The sequence below is a fragment of the Shigella flexneri 2a str. 301 genome (assembly GCF_000006925.2).
Taxonomy (GTDB): domain Bacteria; phylum Pseudomonadota; class Gammaproteobacteria; order Enterobacterales; family Enterobacteriaceae; genus ECMA0423.
In genome coordinates this window covers 1,127,747-1,145,412 of the sequence record NC_004337.2, presented here as the reverse complement: position 1 = coordinate 1,145,412, position 17,666 = coordinate 1,127,747, and the positions used below count along the sequence as shown (strand labels likewise).

Annotated in this window: 17 protein-coding genes, 1 pseudogene and 1 other annotated feature; of the genes and pseudogenes, 2 read left to right on the top strand and 16 right to left on the bottom strand. The window is 51.9% G+C overall.

Annotated features, from left to right (window positions below; translation table 11 throughout):
- Positions 1-123: 123 nt before the first annotated feature.
- The 13 genes from ycfH to yceD all read right to left on the bottom strand — a co-directional run bounded on the left by ycfH (position 124) and on the right by yceD (position 10,902).
- Positions 124-921, bottom strand: coding sequence for a DNAse (ycfH, locus tag SF1104; protein ID NP_707016.2), 798 nt, complete (start codon positions 919-921; stop codon positions 124-126).
- Positions 922-931: 10 nt separating this feature from the next.
- Positions 932-1,936 (bottom strand): DNA polymerase III subunit delta', encoded by a 1,005-nt coding sequence (gene holB, locus SF1103; protein NP_707015.1) that lies wholly within the window; start codon positions 1,934-1,936, stop codon positions 932-934.
- The gene (tmk, locus tag SF1102; protein NP_707014.1) at positions 1,933-2,574 is read right to left on the bottom strand and encodes a thymidylate kinase; all 642 of its coding nucleotides are present in this window, start codon (positions 2,572-2,574) and stop codon (positions 1,933-1,935) included. Before tmk ends, holB begins: the two co-directional genes overlap by 4 nt.
- Complete coding sequence (gene yceG / locus SF1101) at positions 2,564-3,586, bottom strand: aminodeoxychorismate lyase (protein ID NP_707013.1); 1,023 nt, start codon at positions 3,584-3,586, stop codon at positions 2,564-2,566. The genes tmk and yceG overlap by 11 nt, the downstream gene beginning before the upstream one ends.
- Before the next feature lie 2 nt (positions 3,587-3,588).
- On the bottom strand, positions 3,589-4,398 hold the full coding sequence (gene pabC / locus SF1100) for a 4-amino-4-deoxychorismate lyase (RefSeq protein ID NP_707012.1): 810 nt from the start codon (positions 4,396-4,398) through the stop codon (positions 3,589-3,591).
- A 119-nt stretch (positions 4,399-4,517) separates the two neighbouring features.
- Positions 4,518-5,759, bottom strand: a complete 1,242-nt coding sequence (gene fabF / locus SF1099; protein ID NP_707011.1) for a 3-oxoacyl-ACP synthase — start codon at positions 5,757-5,759, stop codon at positions 4,518-4,520.
- An 85-nt stretch (positions 5,760-5,844) separates the two neighbouring features.
- The gene (acpP, locus tag SF1098) at positions 5,845-6,081 is read right to left on the bottom strand and encodes an acyl carrier protein (RefSeq protein ID NP_707010.1); all 237 of its coding nucleotides are present in this window, start codon (positions 6,079-6,081) and stop codon (positions 5,845-5,847) included.
- A 210-nt stretch (positions 6,082-6,291) separates the two neighbouring features.
- Entirely contained in the window at positions 6,292-7,026 is a 735-nt protein-coding gene (gene fabG, locus SF1097; RefSeq protein NP_707009.1) for a 3-ketoacyl-ACP reductase, read from the bottom strand.
- Between the two features lie 12 nt (positions 7,027-7,038).
- Complete coding sequence (gene fabD, locus SF1096) at positions 7,039-7,968, bottom strand: malonyl CoA-ACP transacylase (RefSeq protein NP_707008.1); 930 nt, start codon at positions 7,966-7,968, stop codon at positions 7,039-7,041.
- Between the two features lie 15 nt (positions 7,969-7,983).
- Positions 7,984-8,937 (bottom strand): 3-oxoacyl-ACP synthase III, encoded by a 954-nt coding sequence (fabH, locus tag SF1095; RefSeq protein ID NP_707007.1) that lies wholly within the window; start codon positions 8,935-8,937, stop codon positions 7,984-7,986.
- Between the two features lie 67 nt (positions 8,938-9,004).
- Complete coding sequence (gene plsX, locus SF1094; RefSeq protein ID NP_707006.4) at positions 9,005-10,045, bottom strand: PlsX protein; 1,041 nt, start codon at positions 10,043-10,045, stop codon at positions 9,005-9,007.
- Positions 10,046-10,155: 110 nt separating this feature from the next.
- A complete protein-coding gene (gene rpmF, locus SF1093) occupies positions 10,156-10,329 on the bottom strand; it encodes a 50S ribosomal protein L32 (protein NP_707005.1) in 174 nt (57 codons plus the stop codon).
- Positions 10,330-10,380: 51 nt separating this feature from the next.
- Positions 10,381-10,902: a hypothetical protein gene (gene yceD, locus SF1092; RefSeq protein NP_707004.1), complete on the bottom strand. Its 522-nt coding sequence runs from the start codon at positions 10,900-10,902 to the stop codon at positions 10,381-10,383.
- A 159-nt stretch (positions 10,903-11,061) separates the two neighbouring features.
- Between yceD and yceF the strand changes: the two genes are divergently transcribed.
- Entirely contained in the window at positions 11,062-11,685 is a 624-nt protein-coding gene (gene yceF / locus SF1091; protein NP_707003.3) for a hypothetical protein, read from the top strand.
- 111 nt (positions 11,686-11,796) lie between these two features.
- Here yceF and yceC read toward each other — a convergent pair whose 3' ends face one another.
- Together yceC and SF1089 are read right to left on the bottom strand one after the other, a co-directional pair.
- Positions 11,797-12,756 (bottom strand): 23S rRNA pseudouridylate synthase C, encoded by a 960-nt coding sequence (yceC, locus tag SF1090; protein ID NP_707002.1) that lies wholly within the window; start codon positions 12,754-12,756, stop codon positions 11,797-11,799.
- 117 nt (positions 12,757-12,873) lie between these two features.
- Positions 12,874-13,248 carry a hypothetical protein gene (locus tag SF1089; protein ID NP_707001.1) on the bottom strand — a complete coding sequence of 125 codons (375 nt, stop codon included), beginning with the start codon at positions 13,246-13,248 and terminating at the stop codon, positions 12,874-12,876.
- Positions 13,249-13,337: 89 nt separating this feature from the next.
- Here SF1089 and rne point away from each other — a divergent pair, with 89 nt between their 5' ends.
- On the top strand, positions 13,338-16,520 hold the full coding sequence (gene rne / locus SF1088; RefSeq protein ID NP_707000.4) for an RNase E: 3,183 nt from the start codon (positions 13,338-13,340) through the stop codon (positions 16,518-16,520).
- A gap of 196 nt (positions 16,521-16,716) precedes the next feature.
- Positions 16,717-17,659, bottom strand: a sequence feature (Similar to Escherichia coli K12 flagellar biosynthesis; hook-filament junction protein gi: 1787324 (318 aa). BLAST with identity of 94% in 314 aa. This CDS contains an in-frame stop codon. The sequence has been checked and is believed to be correct.).
- On the opposite strand, the pseudogene flgL reads toward rne, so the two are convergent.
- Positions 16,717-17,659: pseudogene (gene flgL, locus SF1087) on the bottom strand. Its footprint overlaps the feature before it by 943 nt.
- Positions 17,660-17,666 lie beyond the last annotated feature (7 nt).

Below are 17,666 nucleotides of genomic sequence, written 5' to 3'. Positions count from 1 at the left end.
AGAAGTTGCACATTTTGACAAAACATATGTCACAATATTTCAAACGCGGTTATTCACCGCCCAATTTTCGGCGGTGAACTTTACTCGTTTTAGCCATTAATTACGAGCTTTAAAAAAACTCATTCAACGGATGGATTGAAGGCGGGAAGCGTCGATGTGAAACAGACGGGCGAAGTTATCGGTGGTTACCTGCGCCAGTTCTTCAACGGCAACACCTTTCAACACAGCCATGTATTCTGCAACGTCACGAACCATCGCAGGTTGATTCTCTTTTCCTCGATGCGGTACCGGCGCAAGGTAAGGTGAGTCAGTTTCCACCAGTAATCGATCCAGGGGGACATAACGCGCAGCATCGCGCAGTTGCTCCGCATTACGGAAGGTCACAATGCCGGAAAAGGAGATGTAAAATCCGAGATCCAGTAATTTACCCGCCGTTTCTCTGTCCTCTGTAAAACAGTGTAGTACGCCACCGCAATCCGTCACTTTTTCTTCGCGCAGAATTGCCAGTGTATCGGCACGGGCGTCACGGGTATGGACGATAACCGGCTTGTTCAGTTCACGAGCGATCTGGATATGATGGATGAAGGACTCTCGCTGAAGTACTTTAGTTTCCGGTGTGTAATAATAATCCAGCCCGGTTTCACACAGCGGTTCAACACCCTCTTCTGCCGCCAGACGGCGTAAATCTTCTACATCGTAGGGATCATTCTGGTTGAGTGGATGCACGCCACAAGAAAATACGACGTTGTCACGTTCGCCTACCAGATCCCGCATATGTAAATAACCCGGTAATGTTGTGGCGACTGCCAGACAAAATTTCACATCGCGTGCGGCGGCTTTCGCCAGAACGTCATCCACGTCCTTATGCAAAGATTCATAATCCAGACCATCGAGATGGCAGTGTGAGTCGACTAAAAACATGATGTCTCTCTTAAAGATGAGGAACCGGTAACACAACGCCCGGTTGCAGGTAATGCTCAATACGCAGTAAAAGATCGGTGATGAGAAGCTCGCGGTTGATGCCTGTGACAGACATTAACTGTTCACGAATGTGGCAAACATCCCCCAGTATAGCCTGCAGGCGCGAGGGAGAAAGATGGTTTGCCAGTTCGGCGACCAGGCCCGGCACATCAACATTGGTCACCTGCGCAGCGCCATGATGGCGTTTTAGCGCATCCATCAGCAACGTTGCCAGCCAGTGTAAACGCGCCGGAGCTTGTTCATGATTAAGGGCCGCCAGCAGCGAATACCAGTCGCCCGATGGCACGCTATATGCCAACGCCTGACACAATGTTTCACGAGCCTGCCAGTTATCTCCCTGAAACAACGCCAGTGCCGCGCCAGGCGAACCGGCGCTTAAGCGCAATGCGGCAAGTAATGCATCCTGTGACATTGTCACTTCGCGTGAAAGCCAAGTCACGGCGTACTGTTCTGGAGGCGGCGCAAGGTAATGTAACCGACAACGACTACGTAATGTTGCCAGTAAACGTTCAGGCTCGCGGGTAGCCAGGAAAAACCAGGTTTCTGCTGGTGGCTCTTCAAGCGTTTTCAGCAATGCGTTAGCCGCGGCGTCGGTCAGTAAGGCAGCATCGGTTACCCAGACAACTTTCGCACCACCTAGGCGTGCGTGCTCATTCAGCTTTTCGGTGACCTCACGTACCGCATCAATGCCCAGCGTATTTTTCCCTTTTTCGGGAGCCAGGGTGTAGTAATCGGGATGCGTGCCGGCCTGCATCAACTGACATCCACGACAGTGACCGCAACTTTTGTGGCCCTGCGGTTGTTGGCAGAGTAAATAACGGCTCAGGGCGTAGATTAAAGCATCATCGCCCATGCCCGGTAACGCCTGAATGAGTAGCGCATGGTGACCTCTTCCGGCCTGATAGCTGGCTACCAGTTTTTCGAAATCAGGTCGTAACCATGGATACCATCTCATGCGTCCAACTCCTTCACCCAGTGGGTCACGGTAGTGCGGATTGCATCCATCACGGCCTCCAGCGGCTGGGTGGCATCAATGGTATGAATACTTTTATCTTGTGCAGCCAGTTCCAGATAGCGGGCGCGGGTGCGATTAAAGAAATCGAAAGACTCTTGCTCAATACGATCCAGCTCGCCGCGCGCACGCGCGCGTTTTAAGCCAACTTCCGGGGTAACATCGAGATAGAGCGTTAAGTCTGGGCGAAAATCCCCGAGAACAGCATCACGCAGTGTTGCCAGCATATGTTGGTCAATACCACGTCCTCCGCCCTGATACGCCTGAGTGGAAAGATCGTGGCGATCGCCAATCACCCAGGTGCCGTTAGCCAGCGCAGGTTTGATGACCGTTTCTACCAGTTGAACGCGCGCGGCATAAAACATCAGAACTTCGGCTTTATCGGTAATGACTTCATCGCCTACCGATTTGATATCCAGCACCAGGCTTCTTAACTTTTCGGCAAGTTGCGTACCGCCAGGTTCCCGAGTGAAAACCATGTCGCGGATACCCAGTTGCTCGAGCGTCTCAACCACCACATTACGCGCGGTAGTTTTGCCTGCGCCTTCCAGCCCCTCAATGACGATATACTTACTGCGCATTTTTTTCCTTAAGCACTTTCAGATAATCCTGCACAGACTTGTTATGACTGGCAAGATTGGTATTAAACGTGTGACCACCTTTACCATCGGCCACAAAATAGAGATACGGCGTTTTTGCCGGATGCGCAGCAGCCTTCAGCGAATCCGCCCCCGGCGTAGCTATCGCACCCGGCGGCAAACCGGTAATGGTATAGGTGTTATACGCTGTCGGCGTTTCCAGGTCTGCACGAGAAAGTTTGCCATTATAACGCTCTCCCATCCCGTAAATCACGGTTGGGTCGGTCTGCAGGCGCATACCAATGCGTAAACGGTTGATAAATACCGAGGCAACCTGATCGCGTTCACTGGCAACGGCGGTTTCTTTTTCGATAATTGATGCCATCGTCACCAGCTGATTTTTATCTTTATAAGGCAGACCGTCCGCACGCCCTTCCCAGGCGCTATCGACCGCTTTCACCATTTTCTTGTGAACTCGCTTGAGTAACGCGACATCGGTGGTATTGGCGGTATACATCAAGGTGTCTGGCCAGAACCAACCTTCAATCCACTCCGGGTTTTCCAGTTCAAGTGCCTGCGCTACGGTGGCGTACTTATCGTCACTCAGCGTGTGCTTGATATACGGAGCCTCACGCAATTGCTTGAGGTAGTCGCTCAGACGCATCCCTTCTACCAGTCGCAGCGGGAACTGTGCTTCTTTACCGCTTTCCAACAATTTCAGCATCTCGCGCACGGTCATCTGCGGTGTAAAGCGGTAAGTCCCGGCTTTAAAGTGAGAAAGATCCGGTTCGATACGCAGCAGCCATTGAAAAACCCGTGGGCGATTGATGATCTTATCAGCATAAAGCTGTTCACCGAGCGCCAGACGTCCGGTCCCTGGCTTCAGGGTAAATATCGTCTCTTCTTTGATAAGCAATTTGCTGTCGGCAAGATGGCGAACCTTCCAGACGCCCACACCAGCGGCGATACCCAGTACCACCAGCAATAACAAGATAATCAATAACACTTTTTTCATGACTAATTCGGGCGCTCACAAAGTGGGGCTAAATATTCATATAACGTTGCTGACGAAAAGGTGACATCGCCACAGGCACGTACGGGCATCACTGGCATTAACGCATTACAAATAACCATCTCATCTGCCTGCAACGCCTCCTCCAGCGAGGCTTGCACTTCGACAAGCTGATAAGAGGATTGTGCCAGTAAACGGATACAGAATTGTCGCATAATGCCGTTAACACCTGCCTGATCCAGTCGCGGCGTATAAACTACATTGCCCTTCCGCCAGAACAAATTAGCCGCACAGCATTCCGTAACCCACCCTTCGCTGTCAAGGACCAGCGCCTCATCAGCGTTTGTCTGCTCAAGATGAGAGCGAATCAATACTTGCTCAAGCCGATTAAGATGTTTAATACCTGCAAGATGAGGATTGCGCCCCAGCCGCACCGGGCTTAGCGCCAACGTCATCCCTTCGTTACGCAAACGGTCGTAATGTGCAGGATAAGCCGTAACGGAGAGAATCCGCGTTGCTGGTCCGCTGTTCAATGTGCTGTACCCTCGCCCGCCACTACCGCGACTGATCACGACTTTCAGCACACCATTTTGCTGTTCTGCTGCCAGCGTTTTCATCTCTTGTTCAAGCTGAGGCCAGAAGTCACAGGAAATCATCAACCGCTGACAAGCATCCTGTAGTCGCAGGATATGCGCCGATAACAAACTGACTTTACCGTCGATAACTCTGGCGGTGGTAAAACAACCATCACCAAACTGCGTTGCCCGATCGCTTACTGCCAGCGATTCCTGCTTATAACCGTTAATTAAGAACATACCGGCTCCTTATCAGAGAATTGTTAGTGTGGCAGCATGTTCACTACGGAACAAGTCGGAATAAAAGCTAAGAAAAAAGGCCCGCAAGCGGACCTTTTATATGGGTGGAAAATGACAACTTAGATCTTTTTAAAGATCAAAGAACCATTAGTGCCACCGAAGCCGAAGGAGTTACACAGCGTGTATTCCATTCCGCTGACCTGACGTGCTTCATGCGGTACGAAATCCAGATCGCAACCTTCATCCGGGTTATCCAGGTTGATGGTTGGCGGAACAGCCTGATCGCGCAGCGCCAGGATGGAGTAGATAGATTCTACTGCACCCGCCGCACCTAACAGGTGACCGGTCATAGATTTCGTGGAGCTTACCAACACACGGCTTGCAGCTTCACCGAAGATGGTTTTCACCGCCTGCGCTTCAGCTTTATCGCCAGCCGGCGTAGAAGTACCGTGCGCGTTAACGTAGCCAATCTGACTCGCTTCAATGCCTGCATCACGCAGAGCATTTGCCATTGCCAGAGCTGCGCCTGCGCCATTTTCTGGCGGTGACGTCATATGATAAGCATCGCTGCTCATACCAAAGCCGACGAGTTCAGCGTAAATTTTCGCACCGCGTTTTTTCGCGTGTTCGTACTCTTCAAGTACCAGCATACCGGCACCATCGCCCAGTACGAAGCCATCACGCTCTTTATCCCACGGGCGGCTCGCCGCTTGCGGGTTATCATTGCGGGTAGATAATGCACGTGCCGCGCCAAAACCACCAACGCCCAGCGGCGTACTGGCTTTCTCTGCGCCACCTGCAACCATCACGTCAGCATCGCCATACGCGATAATACGCGCAGCATGGCCAATGTTGTGCACGCCGGAAGTACAGGCGGTCGCGATAGAGATGCTTGGGCCACGCAGGCCATACATGATAGTCAGATGACCTGCCACCATGTTCACAATCGTTGACGGAACGAAGAATGGGCTGATCTTACGTGGACCACCGTTCATCAGAGATGTGTGGTTTTCTTCGATCAGTCCGAGGCCGCCAATCCCGGAGCCAATTGCGGCACCAATGCGGGTTGCGTTCTCTTCCGTTATTTCAAGGCCAGAATCCTGCATGGCCTGAACGCCAGCGACAATTCCATATTGAATGAAGGCATCCATCTTGCGCTGTTCTTTGCGCGAGATAATGTCCTCACAGTTAAAATCCTTTACTAAGCCAGCAAATTTCGTTGCATAGGCGCTAGTATCGAAATGGTCGATTAGGCTGATGCCACTCTGACCGGCAAGCAGAGCTTTCCAGGTAGACTCTACGGTATTGCCGACAGGAGACAACATGCCCAGTCCGGTCACAACTACACGACGCTTAGACACGTTTGTCCTCCAAGGAGGGAAAAATGATTCTAGTGGGACAAAAAGATAAACTCAGGCGGTCGAACGACCGCCTGGAGATGTTCACTTACGCCTGGTGGCCGTTGATGTAATCAATGGCAGCCTGAACGGTGGTGATTTTCTCAGCTTCTTCGTCCGGAATCTCAGTATCAAACTCTTCTTCCAGAGCCATTACCAGCTCAACGGTGTCAAGAGAATCCGCGCCCAGGTCTTCAACGAAAGAAGCATTGTTGGTAACTTCTTCCTGCTTAACGCCCAGCTGTTCGCCGATAATTTTCTTAACGCGTTCTTCGATAGTGCTCATACTCTTAAATTTCCTATCAAAACTCGCTTTCGCGATGGTTTTCGTAGTGTATAAAATGTTGAAAAATTTGCAACTAAATCCCGGCAGGTCTTACCACGATTTTACGTTATTTTGAGGCCTTACCCCCCAATAACGCAAATCATTTTGCACTAATTATTACTCATAACCACGCAGACTGCGCGCAACATGAGCATTTTGTGCAAATCGCGGTCAGACCATGTACATCCCGCCGTTCACATGCAAAGTTTCACCCGTGATGTAAGCTGCTTCGTCGGATGCCAGGAATGCAACCGCGTTGGCGATTTCCTGTGCGCCGCCGAGGCGACCCGCAGGAACCTGCGCCAGGATACCCGCACGCTGGTCATCGCTCAGCGCACGTGTCATGTCCGTTTCAATAAAGCCCGGAGCAACAACGTTTACAGTAATACCGCGTGACGCAACTTCGCGCGCCAGTGATTTACTGAAGCCGATCAAGCCCGCTTTCGCCGCAGCGTAGTTGGCCTGACCGCCATTTCCCATGGTACCAACCACAGAACCGATAGTGATAATACGACCATGACGCTTTTTCATCATAGCGCGCATTACCGCTTTTGACAGACGGAAAACAGATGAAAGGTTAGTTTCGATAATATCGTTCCACTCTTCATCTTTCATTCGCATTAACAGGTTATCACGAGTGATACCGGCATTATTGACCAGGATATCCACTTCACCAAATTCTGCGCGAATTTTTTCCAGAACAGATTCGATAGATGCCGGGTCGGTCACATTCAACATCAGACCTTTGCCGTTGGCACCTAAATAATCACTGATCGCCTGAGCGCCATTTTCACTGGTCGCAGTGCCAATAACTTTCGCGCCACGGGCTGCGAGCGTTTCAGCAATTGCGCGGCCAATTCCGCGGCTTGCACCGGTTACCAGTGCGATTTTTCCTTCAAAATTCATGATTTTCCTCTTTTAAAGCTCGAGCGCCGCTGCCATCGCTGAAGGTTCGTTCAGCGCCGAGGCGGTCAGGGTGTCGACAATGCGTTTCGTCAGGCCAGTAAGCACCTTGCCCGGGCCGACTTCATAGAGATGTTCTACGCCTTGCGCTGCCATGTACTCAACAGACTTCGTCCACTGAACCGGGTTATACAACTGACGTACCAGTGCGTCACGGATGGCATCACCATTGGTTTCGCATTTCACATCAACGTTATTCACAACAGAAACTGTTGGTGCGTTAAAGGTGATTTTCGCTAATTCTACTGCCAGTTTGTCGGCTGCTGGTTTCATCAGCGCACAGTGAGACGGTACGCTCACTGGTAACGGCAGCGCGCGTTTTGCGCCAGCAGCTTTACAGGCAGCGCCAGCACGCTCAACCGCTTCTTTATGACCGGCAATAACCACCTGTCCCGGAGAGTTAAAGTTTACCGGAGAAACGACCTGACCTTCTGCAGCTTCTTCACACGCTTTCGCAATAGGCGCATCATCCAGACCGATGATTGCCGCCATAGCGCCCGTGCCTTCCGGTACGGCTTCTTGCATGAACTTACCGCGCATCTCAACCAGACGCACCGCATCAGCGAAATCAATCACGCCAGCGCAAACCAGCGCGGAGTATTCCCCCAGGCTGTGACCGGCCATCATTGCCGGTGCTTTACCGCCCTGCTGCTGCCATACGCGATACAGCGCAACAGATGCAGTCAACAGCGCTGGCTGGGTTTGCCAGGTTTTATTCAGTTCTTCAGCTGACCCCTGCTGGGTCAGCGCCCACAGGTCGTAGCCCAGCGCCGCAGAAGCTTCAGCAAACGTTTCTTCGACAATTGGATAGCTCGCCGCCATATCAGCCAGCATTCCAACGGTTTGAGAACCCTGTCCAGGGAACACAAATGCAAATTGCGTCATGTTTTAATCCTTATCCTAGAAACGAACCAGCGCAGAGCCCCAAGTGAATCCACCGCCAAAGGCTTCAAGCAGAACCAACTGCCCCGGCTTAATGCGCCCGTCGCGTACAGCTTCATCCAGCGCGCACGGGACAGAGGCCGCAGAGGTATTACCGTGGCGATCCAGCGTCACCACGACATTGTCCATCGACATACCGAGTTTTTTCGCCGTTGCACTGATAATACGCAGGTTAGCCTGATGCGGAACCAGCCAGTCCAGTTGAGAACGGTCAAGATTATTCGCCGCCAGCGTCTCATCAACGATGTGCGCCAGTTCCGTTACCGCAACCTTGAAGACTTCGTTGCCCGCCATCGTCAGATGAATTGAATTCTCTGGATTCACGCGGTCGGCGTTTGGCAGCGTCAGCAATTCACCATAACTACCGTCGGCATGCAGATGGGTGGAAATGATTCCCGGCTCTTCAGAGGCAGCCAGCACCGCAGCGCCCGCGCCATCGCCAAAAATAATAATAGTCCCACGATCTGTTGGATCGCAGGTGCGCGCCAGTACATCGGAACCGACGACCAGAGCATACTTCACCGCCCCAGATTTCACGTATTGATCGGCTACGCTTAATGCATAGGTGAAACCTGCACAGGCTGCTGCAACGTCAAATGCCGGGCAACCTTTAATGTCCAACATGCTTTGAATCTGACAAGCTGCGCTCGGGAAAGCGTGCGTAGCAGAAGTCGTTGCCACAACGATCAGGCCAATCTGGTCTTTCTCAATGCCCGCCATCTCAATTGCGCGTGTCGCCGCTTCAAAGCCCATGGTTGAAACGGTTTCGTTTGGCGCGGCAATGTGGCGTTCGCGGATACCGGTACGAGTGACAATCCACTCGTCAGAGGTGTCCACCATTTTTTCCAAATCGGCGTTTGTCCGCACTTGTTCGGGCAGATAGCTGCCAGTACCAATAATCTTCGTATACATGTACGCTCAGTCACTTTTCGGTTATATACCGTCACTTGCAAACTGCGAGTTCGCTGGCAGCGTCCTGCTACCGCAGAGTTCCGCTTTTGCCACCGTCCAGCAGCTCAAAACCAGCTGGGTATACAGATTCCAGGCGAGCGGCAATTCGCTGAGGAACTTGTCGCTGCACCGCCTGCACTGCCTGTTCAATCGCGACCGCAAAAGCTCGCTGATTGGCTGCACCATGACTTTTTATCACCGTGCCGCGCAATCCTAACAGACAGGCGCCGTTATACTGGTCGGGGTTGAGGTGACTGAATCGCCTCGTCAGGCTCTTTTGTAGCCAACGCTTTAATAACAGTAGCCACCACGACCGTTTTTTCCCTTCACCCTGAGATTTCAGCAGAGAAAGGAACATCCTGACAACACCTTCCATCGTCTTTAACGTGACATTTCCTGTAAAGCCGTCACAAACCAGCACATCTGTCTTGCCAGTTAACAACTCATTGGCTTCAAGATAGCCGATATAATTGATAGAAGGGATTGTTTTAAGCACCGCTGAGGCATCCCGAATACTGTCAAGACCCTTTACTTCTTCTTCACCAATATTGAGCAACGCCACGCGAGGATTGGGAATTTCCACCACCTCTTCAGCCAGAACTGAGCCCATAATGGCAAATTGCACCAACATTGTGCTGTCACAATCGACGTTGGCCCCTAAATCGAGGACCACCGTTTTGCCCTTTTGCTGATGTGGTAATACCGTCACCAGCGCCGGACGCTCAATCCCCTCCAGGGGCTTGAGTAATAATTTTGCCAGCCCCATCAGTGCACCGGTATTACCGGCACTGACACAGGCTTGCGCTCGACCTTCTTTCACCAGCTCCAGGGCCATACGCATTGAACTCCCACGACTGGCGCGGATAGCTTGCGAAGGCCGGGCATCACTGGCGATAACTGACTGCGCAGGAATAATCTGCAGACGCGAACGTTGTTCAGAGTCAGCTTTAGCCAGTAATGGCGTGATGGCGTCGGGATTGCCGACTAAAAGAAGAGTGAGTTGCGAATTAGAATTCAGTGCCTGCAATGCTGCAGGCACTGTCACGGAAGGGCCAAAATCCCCTCCCATGACATCTAACGCCAGGGTTAGACGTGTCAAGGTATCGTCGCCGCCCGGTTTGGTCTTTCCCCAGTTGCCTGGGGAAAATCCTCACTAAGCTTCATCACGCAGACGCGTGATTACTTAGCGATGACCTTGCGGCCGCGGTAGTAACCGTCGGCAGTGATGTGGTGACGCAGGTGTTTTTCACCAGAAGTTTTGTCTACAGACAGGCTGGTGACTGCGGTCAGCGCGTCATGGGAACGACGCATGCCACGTTTGGAACGGGTTGGTTTATTCTGTTGTACGGCCATGGACCTTACTCCTCAATTACGGTTTATCCCCGATCCAACGGGGAGCACCAATTACTTACGCTTTAAGCTGGCTAATACGGCAAATGGGTTTGGCTTTTGCACTTCTTCAGGCAGTTCACCAAAGACCATGTCCGCTTCGGACACTTCACAGTGTTCAGAATCATGCACCGGAACTACCGGCAAGGCGAGGATGATTTCATCTTCAACCATTGCAAGCAGATCGATTTCACCGAATTCGTTAACCTCAATCGGTTCATACGCTTCCGGCAGTGCTTCAGCCTGTTCGTCTGAACGCACAGGACTAAAACAATACGTTGTGTAGACCTGATGAGTAAACGGCTTCCCGCAACGCTGACACTCGAGCGTTACCGTCACCTTCGCATCGCCGTTTAACACTGCGAGACGTTGGTTATCGATAGCGAACGACATGGAGCATTCCACATCACTGTCCACACTGACTACGGATTCGGCGACGCGCTCAACCTGATCAGGGGTATAGATACCCTGGTAATCAAGGCGTTTTTGAGCCGTACGAACCGGATCGAGAGTCAGGGGTAATTTTACCTTTTGCATAGGGCGCGCATATTAACTTTGTAACGTCATAGAGTCAAAGAAAAAGGCAGCCTGTGGTTGCCTTTTGCCAATAATTCGCACACATTGCGGGTTACTGCTTTATTTTCGTTCAGTGCTGATAACGAACATCAACCTGCAAAACGAAGCGCATAGTTTAAAATGGCTATCATCAATACGCTATATCTGATGGAAAAAAATATGCCTAAACTTATTTTAGCCTCCACCTCGCCATGGCGTCGCGCTCTTCTGGAAAAACTGCAAATCTCTTTTGAATGTGCAGCACCTGAGGTCGACGAAACCCCACGCAGCGACGAATCACCGCGACAGTTGGTGCTTCGACTGGCACAAGAAAAAGCGCAATCTCTGGCGTCACGTTATCCGGATCATTTAATTATTGGTTCAGACCAGGTATGTGTTCTTGATGGCGAAATCACCGGTAAACCGTTAACGGAAGAAAATGCCCGTCTGCAATTACGCAAAGCCAGCGGCAATATCGTCACCTTCTATACTGGACTGGCGTTGTTTAATTCGGCGAATGGGCATCTACAAACAGAAGTGGAGCCTTTTGACGTCCATTTCCGTCACCTAAGCGAGGCGGAGATTGATAATTACGTGCGTAAGGAGCATCCCCTGCACTGCGCGGGTAGCTTTAAGAGTGAAGGATTTGGCATTACGCTGTTTGAGCGTTTAGAGGGACGTGACCCTAACACGCTGGTTGGTTTACCGCTAATCGCGCTGTGTCAGATGTTACGTCGGGAAGGGAAAAACCCGCTGATGGGATAGTTGTTTGCGCCGGATGCGGTTACGTCGCATCCGGCAATCGGTGCAGGCGGCCTGATGCGGCGTAAACGCCTTATCAGGCCAACCGCCCATTATCAGGCTTATATGCTTGTATTAGCGCGCGTTACGCAGCTTTTGCAAACAACGCTTCAAACCTTCATCCATCGGCGCTTCGATACGCATCACCTCACCGGTCCCCGGATGGGTAAACTTCAACGCTGCGGCGTGCAGGAACAGACGATTTAATCCCGTGCCTGCTTCAGTGAGCTGTCTGTCAAATTCACGGTCACCGTAGCGATCGTCAAAGGCAATCGGATGACCCGCATACTGTGTATGCACACGGATCTGATGAGTACGTCCGGTTACCGGGCTACAACGCACCAGGGTGGCAAATGCATAGCGTTCTTCCACTTTAAAGCGTGTTTCCGACGGTTTGCCTTCCTGACTGACACGCACGATACGTTCGCCGCTTTGCAGAATATTTTTCAATAACGGCGCTTGAACGCTCTTCACATGCGACTGCCACTGACCGCGCACCAGCGCCAGGTAATCTTTTTGCATTCCTTTTTCACGTAATTGCTCATGCAGAGAACGCAACGCCGAGCGTTTTTTCGCTACCAGCAACACACCTGAAGTGTCCCGGTCGAGACGATGAACCAGTTCAAGGAACCGCGCTTCCGGGCGCAACGCCCGCAAACCTTCGATAACGCCGAAGCTTAAACCACTGCCGCCATGTACCGCCGTACCGGAAGGTTTATTCAGCACCAGGATATGATCATCTTCATATAAGATGACGTCCGCCAGCGCCGCCACCTTTTGCAGATGTGGCGAAACCGCCTCTTCTTCCCGCTCAGCAACGCGAACCGGTGGGATACGCACCTCATCACCCGCTTCGAGTTTATATTCAGGCTTAATACGTTTTTTGTTCACCCGCACTTCACCTTTACGCAAAATACGGTAAATCATACTTTTTGGTACGCCTTTCAATTGGGTACGCAAAAAGTTATCGATACGTTGCCCCGCTTCGTCAGCGGTGATAGCAACAATTTTTACGGATGGAGTCTCTGTTTTCATGGTGGGCGATTCTAATTAGCCAACAGGATTCGCGCCACTCATTTTTCTATGCTTATATTTAGTTTTGCACCTTATTACTTCACTACGTGATCACTTTATTGATGGTTATTAAACCAATCACCAGCAAGAAGTGAAAAAACTGTGAGTAAGCGGGTGATAAATGGTAAAAGTCATCTTGCTATAACAAGGCTTGCAGTGGAATAATGAGGCCGTTTCCGTGTCCATCCTTGTTAAAACAAGAAATTTTACGGAATAACCCATTTTGCCCGACCGATCATCCACGCAGCAATGGCGTAAGACGTATTGATCTTTCAGGCAGTTAGCGGGCTGCGGGTTGCAGTCCTTACCGGTAGATGGAAATATTTCTGGAGAGTAATACCCAGTCTGTTTCTTTGATAATTGCGCTGTTTTTCCGCATGAAAAACGGGCAACCGACACTCTGCGCCTCTTTGAGCTGACGATAACCGTGAGGTTGGCGACGCGACTAGACACGAGGCCATCGGTTCACACCCGGAAAGGCGTTACTTTGCCCGCAGCTTAGTCGTCAATGTAAGAATAATGAGTAAGTTACGATGAAAAGAATGTTAATCAACGCAACTCAGCAGGAAGAGTTGCGCGTTGCCCTTGTAGATGGGCAGCGTCTGTATGACCTGGATATCGAAAGTCCAGGGCACGAGCAGAAAAAGGCAAACATCTACAAAGGTAAAATCACCCGCATTGAACCGAGTCTGGAAGCTGCTTTTGTTGATTACGGCGCTGAACGTCACGGTTTCCTCCCACTAAAAGAAATTGCCCGCGAATATTTCCCTGCTAACTACAGTGCTCATGGTCGTCCCAACATTAAAGATGTGTTGCGTGAAGGTCAGGAAGTCATTGTTCAGATCGATAAAGAAGAGCGCGGCAACAAAGGCGCGGCATTAACCACCTTTATCAGTCTGGCGGGTAGCTATCTGGTTCTGATGCCAAATAACCCGCGCGCAGGTGGCATTTCTCGCCGTATCGAAGGCGATGACCGTACCGAATTAAAAGAAGCACTGGCAAGCCTTGAACTGCCGGAAGGCATGGGGCTTATCGTGCGCACCGCTGGCGTAGGCAAATCTGCTGAGGCGCTGCAATGGGATTTAAGCTTCCGCCTGAAACACTGGGAAGCCATCAAAAAAGCCGCTGAAAGCCGCCCGGCTCCGTTCCTGATTCATCAGGAGAGCAACGTAATCGTTCGCGCCTTCCGCGATTATTTACGTCAGGATATCGGCGAAATCCTTATCGATAACCCGAAAGTCCTCGAACTGGCACGTCAGCATATCGCTGCATTAGGTCGCCCGGATTTCAGCAGCAAAATCAAACTGTACACCGGCGAGATCCCGCTGTTCAGCCACTACCAGATCGAGTCGCAGATCGAGTCCGCCTTCCAGCGTGAAGTCCGTCTGCCATCCGGTGGTTCCATTGTTATCGACAGCACCGAAGCGTTAACAGCCATCGACATCAACTCCGCACGCGCGACCCGCGGCGGCGATATCGAAGAAACTGCGTTTAACACCAACCTCGAAGCCGCCGATGAGATTGCTCGTCAGCTGCGCCTGCGTGACCTCGGCGGCCTGATTGTTATCGACTTCATCGACATGACGCCAGTACGCCACCAGCGTGCGGTAGAAAACCGTCTGCGTGAAGCGGTGCGTCAGGACCGTGCGCGTATTCAAATCAGCCATATTTCTCGCTTTGGCCTGCTGGAAATGTCCCGCCAGCGCCTGAGCCCATCACTGGGTGAATCCAGCCATCACGTCTGCCCGCGCTGCTCCGGTACCGGTACCGTGCGTGACAACGAATCGCTGTCGCTCTCTATTCTGCGTTTGATCGAAGAAGAAGCGCTGAAAGAGAACACCCAGGAAGTTCACGCCATTGTTCCTGTGCCAATCGCTTCTTATCTGCTGAATGAAAAACGTTCTGCGGTGAATGCGATTGAAACGCGTCAGGACGGTGTTCGCTGCGTGATTGTGCCAAACGATCAGATGGAAACCCCGCACTACCACGTGTTGCGCGTGCGCAAAGGGGAAGAAACGCCGACCTTAAGCTACATGCTGCCGAAGCTGCATGAAGAAGCGATGGCGCTGCCGTCTGAAGAAGAGTTCGCTGAACGTAAGCGTCCTGAACAACCTGCACTGGCAACCTTTGCCATGCCGGATGTACCGCCAGCGCCAACCCCAGCTGAACCTGCCGCGACTGTCGTAGCCCCAGCACCGAAAGCTGCAACGGCAACACCAGCAGCTCCTGCACAACCTGGGCTGTTAAGCCGCTTCTTCGGCGCACTGAAAGCGCTGTTCAGCGGTGGTGAAGAAGCCAAACCGACCGAGCAACCAACACCGAAAGCAGAAGCGAAACCGGAACGTCAACAGGATCGTCGCAAACCTCGTCAGAGCAACCGCCGTGACCGTAATGAGCGCCGCGACACCCGTAGTGAACGTACTGAAGGCAGCGATAATCGCGAAGAAAACCGTCGTAATCGTCGCCAGGCACAGCAGCAAACTGCCGAGACGCGTGAGAGCCGTCAGCAGGCTGAGGTAACGGAAAAAGCACGTACCACCGACGAGCAGCAAGCGCCGCGTCGTGAACGTAGCCGCCGCCGTAACGATGATAAACGTCAGGCGCAACAAGAAGCGAAGGCGCTGAATGTTGAAGAGCAATCTGTTCAGGAAACCGAACAGGAAGAACGTGTACGTCCGGTTCAGCCGCGTCGTAAACAGCGTCAGCTCAATCAGAAAGTGCGTTACGAGCAAAGCGTAGCCGAAGAAGCGGTAGTCGCACCGGTGGTTGAAGAAACTGCCGCTGCCGAACCAATTGTTCAGGAAGCTCCAGCTCCACGCACAGAACTGGTGAAAGTCCCGCTGCCAGTCGTAGCGCAAACTGCACCAGAACAGCAAGAAGAGAACAATGCTGATAACCGTGACAACGGTGGCATGCCGCGTCGTTCTCGCCGCTCGCCTCGTCACCTGCGCGTGAGTGGTCAGCGTCGTCGTCGCTATCGTGACGAGCGTTATCCAACCCAGTCGCCAATGCCGTTGACCGTAGCGTGCGCGTCTCCGGAACTGGCCTCTGGCAAAGTCTGGATCCGCTATCCAATTGTACGTCCGCAAGATGTACAAGTTGAAGAGCAGCGCGAACAGGAAGAAGTACAAGTGCAGCCGATGGTGACTGAGGTCCCTGTCGCCGCCGCTGTCGAACCTGTTGTTAGCGCGCCAGTTGTTGAAGAAATGGCTGAAGTCGTAGAAGCCCCCGTACCGGTTGCCGAACCGCAACCGGAAGTGGTTGAAACGACGCATCCTGAAGTGATTGCCGCCGCGGTAACTGAACAGCCGCAGGTGATTACCGAGTCTGATGTTGCCGTAGCCCAGGAAGTCGCAGAACACGCAGAACCGATGGTTGAACCGCAGGAAGAGACGGCAGATGCAGATATTGAAGAAGTTGCCGAAACTGCTGAGGTTGTGGTTGCTGAACCTGAAGTTGTTGCTCAACCTGCCGCGCCAGTCGTCGCTGAAGTCGCAGCAGAAGTTGAAACGGTGGCCGCGGTTGAACCAGAGATCACCGTTGAGCATAACCACGCTACCGCGCCAATGACGCGCGCTCCGGCACCGGAATATGTTCCGGAGGCACCGCGTCACAGTGACTGGCAGCGCCCTACTTTTGCCTTCGAAGGTAAAGGTGCCGCAGGTGGTCATACGGCAACGCATCATGCCTCTGCCGCTCCTGCGCGTCCGCAACCTGTTGAGTAATAATTAGCTCAAAGTAATCAAGCCCTGGTAACTGCCAGGGCTTTTTTATTTCATGTTTGAATCAACATATTAAAATTCATCAAATGGCATCCTTGCTAACCAACAATGCAAAATAGGCAAAAAAAATGCCCGCCCCGGCGATCCCAGAGCGGGCAGACAAAACATACCCAGTTTCATGATATGTTTTAAAGCGAGCTTATTTGTTGAGCTGGAAGAGCGACAATCCCTGCATATCGGTAAATGCTTTATACGATGCCTGCAATGCCGTTTGCTGCATGATGTAAGATGAAATAGTTGCATTCCAGTCCACATCAACCAGATCGCTCATCTGCTGCGTTTGCCCTAAAGCGCGATCGCTACCTAAGGAATCCAGCGACTCCAGTTTGTTCAGCTGCGTGCCTAATTCCGCGCGAACGGTAAGGACATTATTCAGCGAGTTTTTCAGTCCACGGTTGGTTTTATCCAATGCCGCAGCGGCGATTTCTTTATCCGCTTCGCTATCCGCGACCGGCGTTTTCAGGGCTGCGATGGCGCTATCCAGCATGGCAAAAAGATTGGTTTCAGAAGCGCTACCGTCTGGTTCCGCTACCGCGTTACTGGTAATACTGTCGAAAATTTTGTCGCCCGTATGTCCTATCACCATCGAACGCGAAGCATCGACCTGTTGCTTAATACTTTCTGTTCCGCCAACATAATCACCGTTAGCCTCACTAAACGGCGCAGTCTCTGTTTTATATGTAGCGCCCATTACCGTCAGTGGTGTTCGCCAGATTCAGCAACTGGTCACGAAGCCCCTGAATATCCGTAGCCAGCGAGGCCCGGTCATCGTCACTCAAGGTGCCATTGCTGGCGTAGACAATTTTTTCCTGAGCATTCTGGATAGCAGTGGTGACCTGGCTAAGTACACTCTCTTCCAGTGACACTTTTTGAGTGGCGAAAGTACGTGCCAGCGTGTACTGGCTGTTTTGCGCCTGTGCCTGGGAGAGAACAACAGCTTGTGATGCAGCAATGGGATCGTCTGAAGGGTTAACGACTCGCTTACCCGTCGACATCTGCTCGCCGTACTTCATCCATTCTGCCTGAGAATTGGTGATGCCGCGCATGTTTTGCTGGTACATCATCTGGGTACTGAAACGCATTTTATCT